Source organism: Mesorhizobium norvegicum (assembly GCF_004919685.1).
Lineage (GTDB): Bacteria > Pseudomonadota > Alphaproteobacteria > Rhizobiales > Rhizobiaceae > Mesorhizobium > Mesorhizobium norvegicum.
Map to the genome: position 1 here is coordinate 1 of NZ_SMYZ01000038.1, position 12,937 is coordinate 12,937.

At 59.3% G+C, this 12,937-nt stretch carries 13 protein-coding genes and 1 pseudogene; 12 read left to right on the forward strand and 2 right to left on the reverse strand.

Annotated elements, in window-relative coordinates; translation table 11 throughout:
- On the forward strand, positions 1-340 hold a 340-nt coding region (locus FCU66_RS14800; RefSeq protein ID WP_136616973.1), incomplete at its 5' end, for a DDE-type integrase/transposase/recombinase.
- Positions 341-383: 43 nt separating this feature from the next.
- A pseudogene (locus FCU66_RS41935) lies at positions 384-652 on the forward strand (ATP-binding cassette domain-containing protein); the annotation flags it as partial.
- Between the two features lie 83 nt (positions 653-735).
- Here FCU66_RS41935 and FCU66_RS14810 read toward each other — a convergent pair.
- Positions 736-2,130 (reverse strand): NAD(P)/FAD-dependent oxidoreductase, encoded by a 1,395-nt coding sequence (locus FCU66_RS14810; protein WP_168991790.1) that lies wholly within the window; start codon positions 2,128-2,130, stop codon positions 736-738.
- 294 nt (positions 2,131-2,424) lie between these two features.
- Here FCU66_RS14810 and FCU66_RS41140 point away from each other — a divergent pair, with 294 nt between their 5' ends.
- On the forward strand, positions 2,425-2,979 hold the full coding sequence (locus FCU66_RS41140; protein WP_168992254.1) for a hypothetical protein: 555 nt from the start codon (positions 2,425-2,427) through the stop codon (positions 2,977-2,979).
- Between the two features lie 39 nt (positions 2,980-3,018).
- Here FCU66_RS41140 and FCU66_RS14825 read toward each other — a convergent pair whose 3' ends face one another.
- Positions 3,019-3,504, reverse strand: a complete 486-nt coding sequence (locus FCU66_RS14825) for an Lrp/AsnC family transcriptional regulator (protein WP_136625419.1) — start codon at positions 3,502-3,504, stop codon at positions 3,019-3,021.
- Positions 3,505-3,648: 144 nt separating this feature from the next.
- On the opposite strand from FCU66_RS14825, the gene FCU66_RS14830 reads away from it, so the two are divergent.
- The 9 genes from FCU66_RS14830 to FCU66_RS14870 all read left to right on the forward strand — a co-directional run bounded on the left by FCU66_RS14830 (position 3,649) and on the right by FCU66_RS14870 (position 12,936).
- The gene (locus tag FCU66_RS14830) at positions 3,649-4,701 is read left to right on the forward strand and encodes a threonine aldolase family protein (protein ID WP_136616970.1); all 1,053 of its coding nucleotides are present in this window, start codon (positions 3,649-3,651) and stop codon (positions 4,699-4,701) included.
- Positions 4,702-4,715: 14 nt separating this feature from the next.
- Positions 4,716-5,606, forward strand: coding sequence for an SMP-30/gluconolactonase/LRE family protein (locus FCU66_RS14835; protein ID WP_136616969.1), 891 nt, complete (start codon positions 4,716-4,718; stop codon positions 5,604-5,606).
- A gap of 42 nt (positions 5,607-5,648) precedes the next feature.
- The gene (locus FCU66_RS14840) at positions 5,649-6,461 is read left to right on the forward strand and encodes an NAD-dependent epimerase/dehydratase family protein (RefSeq protein ID WP_136616968.1); all 813 of its coding nucleotides are present in this window, start codon (positions 5,649-5,651) and stop codon (positions 6,459-6,461) included.
- Positions 6,462-6,500: 39 nt separating this feature from the next.
- A complete protein-coding gene (locus FCU66_RS14845; RefSeq protein WP_136616967.1) occupies positions 6,501-7,931 on the forward strand; it encodes an NAD-dependent succinate-semialdehyde dehydrogenase in 1,431 nt (476 codons plus the stop codon).
- A gap of 219 nt (positions 7,932-8,150) precedes the next feature.
- The gene (locus FCU66_RS14850) at positions 8,151-8,579 is read left to right on the forward strand and encodes an FCD domain-containing protein (protein WP_136616966.1); all 429 of its coding nucleotides are present in this window, start codon (positions 8,151-8,153) and stop codon (positions 8,577-8,579) included.
- A gap of 446 nt (positions 8,580-9,025) precedes the next feature.
- Positions 9,026-9,850, forward strand: a complete 825-nt coding sequence (locus FCU66_RS14855; RefSeq protein ID WP_136616987.1) for an ABC transporter ATP-binding protein — start codon at positions 9,026-9,028, stop codon at positions 9,848-9,850.
- A gap of 20 nt (positions 9,851-9,870) precedes the next feature.
- Entirely contained in the window at positions 9,871-10,551 is a 681-nt protein-coding gene (locus FCU66_RS41665) for an ABC transporter ATP-binding protein (RefSeq protein ID WP_246093904.1), read from the forward strand.
- Positions 10,544-11,560 (forward strand): branched-chain amino acid ABC transporter permease, encoded by a 1,017-nt coding sequence (locus tag FCU66_RS14865; RefSeq protein ID WP_168991789.1) that lies wholly within the window; start codon positions 10,544-10,546, stop codon positions 11,558-11,560. The genes FCU66_RS41665 and FCU66_RS14865 overlap by 8 nt, the downstream gene beginning before the upstream one ends.
- The gene (locus FCU66_RS14870; protein WP_136616963.1) at positions 11,557-12,936 is read left to right on the forward strand and encodes a branched-chain amino acid ABC transporter permease; all 1,380 of its coding nucleotides are present in this window, start codon (positions 11,557-11,559) and stop codon (positions 12,934-12,936) included. Before FCU66_RS14865 ends, FCU66_RS14870 begins: the two co-directional genes overlap by 4 nt.
- The last annotated feature ends 1 nt before the right edge of the window (position 12,937 follow it).

The following is a 12,937-nucleotide window of genomic DNA, read 5'->3' on the forward strand; positions in this document are numbered from 1 at the left end:
ACTGCTGAAGGCACAAGGGCGACCTCCGCGCGTCATGATCACCGACAAGCTTCGGTCATACGATGCAGCAAAACAACAGATCATGCCGGGTGTTGAGCATCGTTCGCATAAGGGGTTGAACAATCGGGCGGAGAATTCGCACCAGCCGATCCGACGACGGGAGAGGATCATGAAACGCTTCAAGTCGACGCGACAGCTTCAACGTCTCGTCTCCATCCACGATCCCGTCGCCAATCTGTTCAACTTTCCCCGCCACAACCTCTCATCGTCCGACCACCGCGATCTGCGATGCACCGCCATGGCGACGTGGCGCCAAATCTCCAGGGTCGCGGCCACCTGAAACCCAACTTCACGGCGATCTCTGCGCCCGTTCGTCGATAACTTTACGATGCCCTCCAGATTACATGCTGTTCGACGAGGTGACGTCGGCGCTCGACCCACAACTCGTCGGTGAGGTGCTCGACACGCTTCGCCTTCTCTCCTCGGAAGGTATGACGATGATCGTCGTTACCCACGAGATCGCATTTGCGAAGTGTCGAAGCGGGTCGCTTTCTTTCATAAGGGCAAGATTCATGAAATCGGCCCGCCCGGACAGGTCATAAGCAATCCAGTTCAGCCGGAGACGGCTGCGTTTCTGAAATCGGTGCTTTGACCGGGTATCTGATAGCACCTCGCGCCGGAATCGCGCTGAGCAACATCGCCGTTAGCAGATAATGCCCGCCAGTATGGGACTTGTCAGAAAAAGCCAGGAGGCGTGGAATTTGATACGCTTGCCTGTGTGTCGGCTTGACTGCGGTTGCTGAGGTAGTCCTTAACCCGCATCGCGGCCATGAGCGGGCGCAGGAACCAAGGAGTGCCGGTGTAGAAGGGCGAGGACCGAAAAGGCACGCTGGAGAAGGCGGTGGCGCCTTCGGGCCTCCCAAGCAACTGGAGTCCTGCCTTCCTGCCGAAATACGATCCCTGCGGCATGCCCATGAAGGTAAAGCCGGTGGCATACCAGACGCCGTCCGGGCGCTGGCCGATCTTCGGCATGGCGTCGAGCGGCGCGGCGCAGAAGCCGCTCCAGGCATAGCTGACCCTAACATCGCCCAACTCGGGAAAGACGGAAAGCAGATCCTTTCGAAGTTGGCTCGCCTTGGCGCGGATGGGCATGGCCTTGCCCGTGCGGCCGGACATGATGATGCGTTTGCCGTCGGGGGTCAGACGGATCGCCGTCGTGTCGAAATCGGCGTCGGTATAGCTTCGGTTGGTTGGCAGAAGCCGTGAGAGCCTCTGGCGATCCACTTCTTCGGTCGCGATCGCGAACCCCTGAAACGGAACGAGGCGCCGGGCAAACCAGTTCAAGTCCTTGCCAGTATATCCGTTGGTGGCGACGATCACGTCCTTCGCCCGAAGCGTGCCCAACGGCGTTTCGACATCAAAGCCAGCCGTCGATTTGCTGATGCCGGAAACCGGTGCGTTGCCGTATGCCAGAACCCCGAGCTTTGTCGCAGCCGCCAAGAGACCGGCGTGATACTTTCCGGGATGGATCGTGGCCATGTCCGGGACCAGCACCCCGCCACAAAAGATGTCGGAGCATTTGATCTGTTGCTGGAGCTGCGTCTTGTCCAGCACTTGGATATTTTCGCCCAGATGCCTCTCGCGCAGCTTGAATTCGTCGACCACACCGCGCAGCTGGGATGGCGAACGTGCCAGGACGACCCGGCCAGCCAGGCTGAAGTCGCAATCTATCCTCTCGCGCTCGATCACCTCCACCATGCTGACATTGAGGGCTTCAAACAATTCGGCATAATAGGCGGTGGCTTTTTCTACCCCGTAGACTTCCACCAGTTCTGCGAGAGACTTCTTCAGGAAGCGCCCCAGAAAGCCTGTATTTCTCGAACTGGCTCCGTAGCCGGCAACGCCCGCGTCGAAAATGGCGACACTCTTGCCGCCTCTGGCCAACTCGAGCGCGGCATTCAGTCCGGTCACGCCTGCCCCAATGATGGCGACGTCCGCAGACCGCTGGAAAACCGGTGTCGGCCGGTCGCCATGGTCCGTCATGGCATCCCACCAATACGATCTCTCTACGAAATCGGGAGCGATGGCGCCGTTTTCGCCGTCAGAGCCTGGGGTTGCGCGGGCGTTCATGTGCTTCTCGCTTTTCGAGTTTTGTAACCGAGGGCGCATTGCGCCGCAGCAGGCGTGGTCAGAGGCGTTAAGGCGGATAGGGCCCGTAGGATGGGTTGTTCGGGTCCGCGATCATTCGCCCGTTGCTGGCGATTATTTCACCGTTCCGGACGAGGACCGACCGGCCCGCATATTGTGCAATTGCTTGATACCGACGCTGGGATCGCCATCTGAAACACCATTGCCATTTCCTGCGCACGGCCTGGCCGTCCTTCGTGTCCTCTGTCAATTCGACCCCACGATGCTGCCGGCATCATGCTTCTCAAGCCGGTCTATGCAGCGGGTAAGAGTGGCCAGAACCGGAAGGTCCGCAAATGGCAACACGCTCGCCATTGCGGATGTCGAGCGACGCATTCGATGGCGCACCCTGTAGTGGCGGTAGAATTTGTCGACCCCGACTATCTTGATTGTTGGATCAATCGTGTTCAAGGGCTTGCCCCTTTCCCAATGACGCGGCGTTCTCGTCCCCTAATTGTCGCCGACAGGGAAATGGTTGCAAACTCAATGGCGCAGTATGTTTCAAATTGGCAGGACTTTTGGAAGAAACAAACAAAATCGTGCCGAAATCGACGGCTGGATTTCAAGCGCGATGGAAGGTACCTCGCCATTGATCGCGCAGCGGCGCTTTTGGCTATGGTTGCAGGGTCGAGCCGCGCGTGCGGCGGTGAGCGCGGTCGTGACAAATGGTGCGCCGGTCAAGCTGACGAAGAACTCCGATCATCACACGGCAACCAATCATTGCGCAGCGCCGTCGTCGAAGTGCGGTTCAGGGCTGACGACGATCGTCATCGGCCGCCGGCCGAGGTTTGATGAATCCTGGAAGCTCTGCGACTACCAACCGGATGCGTCTTAACGCGTTTCGTCGAAATGGATGTGGGGCTCGAACTTAATGGTCTTGATCGCAAAGTAGCTGTTGATCGAGTGGATCTGCGGAACGATCGACAGCGGCTCGGCAATGGTTCGTTCGAAATCGGCCATATCCGTGAAAACGGAGACGAACAGCAGATCACGGCTGCCGGTGACGTTATACAAGATAATCACCTCGGGAATGTTTTTGATCAGGCGGATCGCTTCGTCACGGCCCTTCCGATCGAGGCTGTTCAGCCTCGCTTCCGTGATTGTGACCAATCTGGAGCCGACCTTGTCGGGATTGACCAGCACGATCTCCCTTTCGATGTAGCCGGTTTCGCGCAGGCGCCGGACCCTGCGCAGACATGATGCTGGCGAGGTGCCGACCTCCGTGGCGAGGTCGGCGTTGGTGATCCTGCTGTCGCGCTGCAGCCGGTTCAATATCTTTCGGTCGATTTGGTCCAGGTCTGCGCGGCGCGTCGACATTTTTGCTTCCAATTCATGAGTGAAATTTTCTGTCAAATAGGTAGACAGAAACCATATCCAATTTCATTCAACGGTCAACTTGTGTCGGAAAACCGCACTTCATCCCGATATCTTCACCTAGTGTGAATATCTTGGAAGAGCCGGATGACGACGCGATTGGATTTCAGAAGTGACACTTTGACGGTGCCAAGCAAGGCGATGCAGGCGCGCATGGCCGATGCCGAAGTCGGCGACGACTACTACCGTGAAGATCCGACGATCCGTGCCCTGGAAGAATATGCGGCGGAGCTTTTGGGCAAGGAGGCGGCGCTGTTCGTGCTCAGCGGTACGATGGGCAATCTGGTTTCGATCAGAGCACAGGTGCCGCATGGAGCGGCCACGATCGTCAGCAACACTTCGCACATACACATCAACGAAACCGGTCATCTGGCGGCGGTGTGCGGGCTAACCTCCCACCCGATGCCGACGCCAGATGGCCGGTACCCGCTGGAACTGCTGAATACCTTCGCACCTGTGCAGGCGAGCAATCAGAGACCTTCGGTCCTCAATCCGACGCTCAAGCTGATTTGTGTCGAGAACACCCATAATGGCGAGGGCGGACGCTGCCTGGACGTCGACTATCTCAACGAGCTCAGGAGTTTCGCTTCGGCCCGTGGGCTGGTGTTCCATATGGACGGTGCGCGTTTTTTCAACGCGGCGGTCGCTCTTTCCCGAAAGCCTGCCGACCTCGCTAATCCCGTCGACAGCGTAACGTTTTGCCTTTCGAAAGGTCTCGGAGCACCGGGCGGCTCGATCGTCGCCGGCAGTCGCGCATTCGTCGAAGAGGCGCGGCACTGGCGCCAGATGGTCGGCGGCGGAATGCGGCAGGCCGGCGTCCTTGCTGCGGCCGGCCTGATGGCGCTACGCGAGAACATCGACGATCTGGCGATCGACCATGCCAATGCGAAGCGTCTCGCGAACGGGCTCAAGGAAGTTGGTCTCGACGTCGACACCGCCGCCGTCGAGACCAACATCGTCATGGCTTACGCACCGGACGAATTCGGCGATCCGCGTGCGTTCCATTCTCGCTTGGCTGAAGCCGGGGTTTTTGTCCTGTCGCCGAAAGGCAAGAGGTTGCGCTTCGTCACGCATCGCGATTTGTCGACCGCGGACGTCGAGACCGCTCTCCAGCGGATACACAAGATCACGCGCATCTAATACTGGAACAAGACATGCCGAGAGAACTTAAGTGCGTTGCCGTCGTGGAAAACACTTTGGGCGAGTGTCCGGTCTGGGATGTCGATCAGCAGTGCCTGTATTGGGTCGATATCACCGAGAAGGTCTTGCATCGCTACGATCCGGTCACCGCAGCGGTGAAGACCTGGAAAACGCCTTTCGAGTTTGGTTCAATCGCGCTCAGGAAGGGTGGTAGAAGCATCATCGCCGGTACGCGTGACGGGTTCGCGATCTACGATCTCGAGACTGAAGCCTGCGAACATTTCGCGACACCCGAAGAGCCTTTCCCAGGCAACCGCATGAACGACGGCAAATGCGATCCGGCTGGCCGATTCTGGTGCGGCAGCATTCACGAGGTCTCCGACCCGTCGCAGAGGCGGCCGATCGCATCAATGTACCGCGTGGACGCCGACAGGAGCGTCACCAAAGTTCGCGGCGGCATCAAGACCAGCAATGGATTTGCTTGGAGTGCGGATGGCCGGACGATGTATTTCACCGATACGCCGACGCTGAACATCCTTGCTTTCGATTACGATGTGCAGTCGGGAACGATGAGCAACGAACGGGTTTTTGCTACGGTGCCAAAGGGCCATGGGCGTCCCGACGGCGCCACCGTCGACGTGGAAGGTTGCCTGTGGAGTGCTCATTTCGCCGGTTCAAGGATAACGCGTTACTCCCCGGCGGGCGATGTTTTGCTGTCCTTGGATATTCCCGCGCAAAACGTAACCTCCTGCACCTTTGGCGGCGCGAACATGTCGACCCTTTTCATCACCACGGCGCGCGAGGATCTGACGGCGGAAGACCTTCGACAGCAGCCACTGTCAGGGAACGTCTTTGCTTATGAGGCTGGAGTGGCCGGAGTGCCGATGACCCGTTACGCGGGTTAGATCGCACCTTGCCGATCTTAAAGAATTTGAAGGGAGTTTGTCTTGCAGAGAGTTCTGATCACCGGCGCGGCCGGGCGTCTTGGACGAGTGTTGAGGAATGGCCTGGCGAAACCTGATCGCGTTTTGCGCCTGCTCGACATCGCCAATCTCGGTACGGCGACGGAGAGCGAAGAGATTTGGAACGCCGATGCGACCAACATGCCGGAAATGGTCGAAGCAATGCAGGGCGTCGACGTTGTCGTCCATCTGGCCGCATATCCCGAGGAAGCGCCGTGGGAGACCATTTTTCCACTTAACTACGCGCTGACTTACACTGTCTTCGAGGCGGCGCGGCGCGCCGGCGTAAAGCGCGTGGCTTTCTGCAGTTCCGTCCAGGCAGTGGGCTTTCATCCGATAGAGAAGACCATTGATGCGAACGTGCGCCTGCGCCCAAGCGGCTATTACGGCGTCTCCAAGGCATATGGAGAAGCGCTCGCCAGCCTCTATGCCGACAAGTATGGGCTATCGGTTGCATGCGTGCGCGTCGCTTCGTTCGAAGAGACGCCAACGGACACGCGGATGCTCTCGACATGGCTGAGCCATGAGGATGCCGTCCATCTTTTCGAGCAATGCATCAACGCACCGGATCACCACTTCTACGTCGTGTACGGCGTGTCCAACAACACCCGCTCACGCGTCGACAATTCGCATGTTGCATGGCTCGGATACAAACCGCAGTCGAATGCGGAAGACTATCTGGCGGAAATTCTTGAACACGGTCAGCCGATGGGGCCGCTTGCCGGGAAGACGCAAGGCGGACGCGCATGCGATGTCGGCTTCTCGGGTAACGCGGAAAAGACCTTGAAAGCAGAATGAACTGGCTGTGGATATAGCGCGTTCAGGACGGAATAGGTAATGAAATACAAAGATTTATACATCAACGGAACCTGGCGCTCAGGCGCTTCTGCTGCTCGCTTTGATGTGATCAATCCTTGTGACGAGACGATTCTTGCCTCGGTGGCGTCGGCGGACATCGCTGATGCGGAAGCGGCGCTGGATGCGGCCGAGGCCGCAATGGCGGTATGGGCGAAACAGACCCCGCGACATCGGTCCGAGGTCTTGCGCAATGCCTGGGCGTTGATGTCGGCGCGGCTGGACGAGTTCGCACGTTTGATCACGGTGGAAAACGGCAAGGCCAAAGGCGACGCGCTGGCCGAGGCAAAATACGCGGCGGAGTTCTTCAGGTGGTTTTCCGAGGAAGCGGTTCGCGTCGACGGCCTCGTAAAGCATGCTCCAGAGTCGGGAGCTCGCATACTTGTCCAGCACAAGCCCGCTGGGATTGCAGTCCTTGTCACGCCGTGGAATTATCCAGCTGCCATGGGCACGCGCAAGATCGCGCCGGCTTTGGCCGCCGGCTGTGCTGTCATCATCAAGCCGGCAGCCGAGACCCCGCTCACAATGCTCGCCTTGATGCCGCTGCTGGAAGAGGCCGGTGTTCCAGCGGGCCTCGTCAACGTGCTTCCAACGACGCAGTCGGCAGAACTGGTCGACCATCTGCTGCACGACAAGCGGGTTCGCGTCGTGAGTTTCACTGGCTCGACCGCCGTCGGGCGCAAGCTTCTTCGTTCTGCCGCCGATCAGGTTTTGAAACCAGCCATGGAACTGGGCGGCAATGCGCCACTGATCGTTTTGGAAGACGCAGACCTCGATCTGGCCATTGAAGGCACGATGAAAGCCAAGATGCGCAATTTGGGCGAGGCCTGTACGGCCGCCAACCGCATTTACGTCCACGAAGACATTGAAATCGAATTCACCCGAAGGCTTACGGCCGAGATGGCGAGCCTCAAGGTTGGCGATGGCAGCCAGGATGGAATCGATGTCGGCCCGTTGGTCAATGCCAGCACTCGGGACAAGGTCGCCCGCTTCGTGGAAGACGCAGTGTCGCGCGGGGCAAAGATCGAAACCGGTGGCGTCGTGCCCGAGGGCAAGGGCTTCTTCTATCCGCCAACCGTGCTGTCGAACGTGCCGGAGGACGCGGCATGCGTCCACGACGAGATATTTGGGCCTGTGGCGGCGGTGCAGACCTTCAGGGATCAAGACGACGTCATTCGTCGAGCAAATGACACTGAATACGGATTGGTCGCCTATGTGTTTTCCGAAAACATGAAGCGTGCGCTGCAGGTTTGCGAACGACTGGAATTTGGAATGGTCGGGCTCAATCGGGGGCTTGTCTCCGATCCAGCCGCCCCGTTTGGCGGCGTCAAGCAATCTGGGCTGGGCCGCGAAGGGGGGCATGAAGGTATGCTGGAATTTATGGAAACCCAATACATCTCGGCAAGCTGGTAGCCAAGATCCACTTGCTGCCCTTCTGAGCAGTGCAAGAAGCGCGGACGAAATCCCGGTTTTGCGGCAGGCGCATCGACGTGTCGACCACGCTGATCGGTATGCTTTTCTTGCATCGAAAACGTCGAGCCGACTTCAAACCCCTTGTCGACGCTCGCCCAGTCCGCTGCGTCCGCCGGCGCAAATCATCAAAAATTTCGGCGACCTGCGAGCAATTGACCAATGGCCGTCAACGACAAGGGGCTAATGAACTCCCTGAAGCGGCGACTGTTGTACGAACCGAGGGCGCTCGAGCTTGCAATTCCTTTGCTGAACGCGGACGACATCATCAATGCCGAGCGTATCCTGGTTCAATGTGAACTGACATCAACAGCCCGTTCCCGCGTTGAGCTGGCTTTGAGTTTCCACCTGCGCCTGATGCAAGCCTGTAACGACAAGAGCTTGCTCAAAGAAATTGCCGATGGCCACGATGTTATCCTCCGCCGCCTTTCCGATCAGGCATCTGTCGTATTGGCGGGGGAGCGCGCTCAACATCAACTCTGGTGTTTGTTGGGATTTTGTCGCCAAGTGCAAATCAGTGGCGCGCTTCATGAGCTGCGCCGGGGCATAGAAGACGCCATCCTAAGCGTTTCAAAGATCATCGGAAGCTAGAACGTCTTGGACGTACCGATCTCAGCGAGTCGTTTCGCGGTGACGGTTTGCCAAACGTGATGGCCGAGAATTTCCGATATCCGTGATTCCTGCTTCTCCCGCACCCGGTCTTGATGGTTAGGCCATCGCCTTGATGTTCAAATATTTCAAGTGGGCCGCCGCCGCTGGTTTGCCTGCTTCAGAATCGACAAAACTTGGCCTTCAGCGCCGAAACGTGGATCGGAACCCGACGGCTATGCATCGGTCCGGGATGAAGTACCGGCAAGCGCTTGCCGAATGTCATATCGACCACTTGGCATCAGATTTCATAAGCAGTGGCCAAAGCAATTTCTGATTTCATTTAATGATCAATATTGACGACAACCGAAGCGTGATCTCCTCGAAATTTGACTGGCCGATAAGGAGCCAAAGGCAAAGCCGGCGAGGGAGTTGTCATCTTGAATTCGATGTACCGCGAGAGGAGATCCGGCGACGCGCTCCCCCTGGCGCGCGGGCCGCTTGTCGCCGTGGAGAATATCCAGAAGAGCTTTGGCGGACTGAAGGCGATCAACGGCGCTTCATTCAACATCGACAAAGGTTCGATCACTGGCCTCATCGGCCCGAATGGCGCCGGCAAGACCACGATGTTCAACACGATCGCCGGTCTTTATCGCCCCCAGTCCGGACGAATCCTGCTGGAAGGTGAAGATGTCTCGGGCCTTCCGCCGCACGTCCTCTTCGCGAAGGGCGTGGTGCGCACATTCCAGATCGCGCATGAATTCCCGACATTGACCGTGCTCGAAAACTTCATGGTCGTTCCGGGCCAGCAGTCGGGCGAGCGGATCATCGACACATGGCTGGGGCGTCACCTCATCCGCGCGCAGGAAGCTGCGCTCCGTGACCGCGCGATGGAAGTGATCGAGTTCCTGAATCTCACGCATCTTCGCGACGAACCGGCCGGCAATCTGTCCGGCGGGCAAAAGAAGCTGGTCGAGCTTGGAAGAACCATGATGACCGAGGCACGGCTGGTCCTGCTGGATGAGGTGGGCGCTGGCGTCAACCGTACCCTGCTCGGCTCGATCGAGGACGCGATACGCCGGCTCAACGAGGAGCGCGGCTACACATTCTGCATGATCGAGCACGACATGGGCTTCATTTCGCGCCTCTGCGACCGGGTTGTTGTCATGGCGGAGGGACGCGTGTTGACGCAAGGCACGGCGCAGCACGTGATGGACGATCCTAGGGTGATCGAATCCTATCTAGGCGCCTCCGTATCGAGGCCGGCCGCATGAGCTACCTGAATGGCAGCAAGATGTGCGGCGGCTACAATGGCGTGCAGATTCTCAACGGCTGCTCCATTTCGGTCGACCGCGGCCAGGTGGTCGTGATCGTCGGACCGAACGGCGCCGGCAAGTCCACCGCCATGAAAGCGCTGCTGGGGATCGTGCCGCTGACCACCGGCGACGTTGCCCTCGACGGCAAATCCCTTGGCGGCATGGACCCGCAATCGCGGGTGAACAGAGGCATCGCCTTTGTCCCACAGACCGACAATATTTTCCCGACGATGACGGTGCTGGAGAACCTGAAAATGGGGGCCTATCTGCGCCGTGACGACATCGGCGCAAGCATCGAGGAGGTCTTCGAGACGTTCCCGATCCTCAGGACCAAGCGTGGCGATCTTGGCCGGACCCTTTCCGGCGGACAGCGGCAGCAACTGGCGGTGGGGCGCGCCCTGATGAGCCAACCTACGGTGCTCATGCTCGACGAACCGACCGCAGGCGTTTCGCCCAATGTCGCCGCGGATCTGCTGCGGCAGATCGTGGCGCTGAAAGAGCGCGGACTCGCAGTGCTCATGGTCGAACAGAATGCCCGCCAGGCGCTGGAGATCGCCGACGTCGGTTACGTGCTGGTGCTCGGCGAGAACCGGTTCACGGGCAGCGGCCAGGATCTCCTCGCAGATCACGAAGTCCGACGGAGTTTTCTCGGTGGATAATTTACTCAACGGACTCGTCCTGTTCCTGAATTTCGTCGTCGTGCCGGCAACGTCCTATGGCGCGCAGCTCGCGCTCGGGGCGCTAGGCGTGAATCTCATCTTCGGCGTGCTGCGGTTCTCCAACTTCGCCCACGGCGACACGATGGCCTTCGGCACCATGCTGACCATCCTCGGAACATGGGCGTTGCAGAGCGCGGGGTTCTCCCTCGGCTTTCTGCCGACTGCGCTGGCTGCGCTGCCGCTCGGCATTGCCGGCACGATCTTGTTCTGCCTTGCCGCCGACCGGCTGGTCTACGCGCACTACCGGCGGCAGAAGGCGGCTCCAGTCGTGTTCATGATGGCATCCATGGGCGTGATGTTCATCCTGAACGGCGTCGTCCGTATCGTCATCGGGCCCAATGAGCGGAATTTCGCGGATGGCGAACGGTTTCTAGTGACCGCGCAGCAGTTCAAGGATGCCACGGGGCTTCTTGAAGGCGTGACGATCAGGACTTCCCAGGCCCTGACGCTCGCCGTCGCGGTGCTGGCGGTTCTAGCCCTGTTTCTGTTCCTCCAGCGTACACGCACCGGCGCGGCCATGCGTGCGTTTTCCGACAACGAGACACTGGCGCTGCTGTGCGGCGTCAGCCCCAAGGTCGTGATCCGGACGACCTGGATCATCGCCGCGACGCTGATGACGGTTGCTGGCGTGCTCTATGGCCTAGACAAGAGTTTCAGGCCGTTCACCTATTTCCAGATACTGCTGCCGATCTTCGCGGCCGCGATTGTCGGCGGCTTCGGCAGGCCGGTCGGCGCGATCATCGGCGGGTTCATCGTCGCCTTTTCCGAGATTGCGCTCACCTATGCCTATCGCAAGGTCGTGCTGTATTTCCTGCCTGGTTCGGACATGGGCGACAGTCTCCTGCAGCTCGTGCCAACAGACTACAAGTTCTCTATCTCCTTTGTCATTCTGGTCGTCATTCTCATTATTGCGCCGACTGGCATCCTGAAAGCCAAGTCGTCATCATGAAGCGCGCAGTCCAACTGTACGGCGTTTTGACCATCCTGTTTTTGCTGGTTGGCTTCTTCCAGTCATGGTCCGTGGCGCTGGCGACACTCAATCTGTGCCTGATCTCCGCCATCATGGCGCTTGGCGTCAATATCCAGTGGGGCTACGCCGGGCTATTCAACGCGGGCATTATGGGCTTCGCGGCGATTGGCGGCGTCGTCGCCTTGCTGGTCGGACACGCGCCGGTTTGGGGGGCGATAGAGCAGGGCGGCGCGGGCATCGCCCTGTCTTTTGTCGTGCTGGCAATCGGGGTTGTCGCCGCTGCGATATTGTTCCGATGCCTCAAAGGCGTCCTCAAATACACTTTGCCGGCACCCATGCTTGTCGTCAGCTTCGTGCTCTTTCGACAATTCTTCGTGCCGGCGCGCCAGGCGATCGAGGCCTATGACCCCGCCGCCAGCGGATTCATGGGCGGCCTCGGCCTGCCGATCTTGTTCTCCTGGCCGCTGGCGGGTTTGGCTGGCGCCGGAGTTGCGTTCCTGATTGGTAAGGTGGCGCTCGGCCTGCGGTCGGACTACTTGGCCATCGCGACCCTCGGCATATCCGAGATCATCGTCGCCATGGTCAAGAACGAGAATTGGCTGACGCGTGGGGTGAAGAACGCGACAGGCCTGCCGCAGCCAGTCCCCGACGGTCGCCTGCTGCAGCAGCAGACCTGGCTCATCGACCTGGTGACCTGGATGAACCGGTCCTATCTCGAGGCGCTTTCTGCCACGGAGCAAACCGCTGCACTGCGGCTCCTCGTGGCCGAAGCCTCGTCGATCATCGTCAAGCTTGCATTTGCCGGCCTGTTTGCCGCCGTGCTGGCGGGCTTGCTCGCTTTGTGCGTTTTTGCCCTGAAGTCTCCCTGGGGGCGCATGATCCGCGCCATCCGTGACAATGAGATCGCGGCAGGCGCGATGGGCAAGGATGTGGCTTGGCGCCACCTGCAAATCCTGATGCTGGGATCGGCAGTCGTCGGCATCGCCGGCGCGATGCTTGTCACCCTTGATGGCCAATTGACACCGGCCGCCTACATCCCGCTTCGCTACACCTTCCTCATCTGGGTCATGGTGATCGTCGGCGGTTCGGGCAGCAATGTCGGCTCGGTCTTCGGCGCCTTCCTCATCTGGTTCGTGTGGGTTCAATCGGAGCCCATCGGATACTGGCTCGTCAAAATGACGACCTTCTGGATGAACGACACCTCGCCAATCCGCACGCACCTGTTGGAGCAGGCTCAATATTTCCGCGTGCTGATGATGGGCACAATCCTTCTGTTGGTGCTGCGCTTCCACCCGCAGGGCTTTCTACCGGAGCGGCCACGCCGCAACCGTCAATCACGAAGCGTAGGGGAATGAA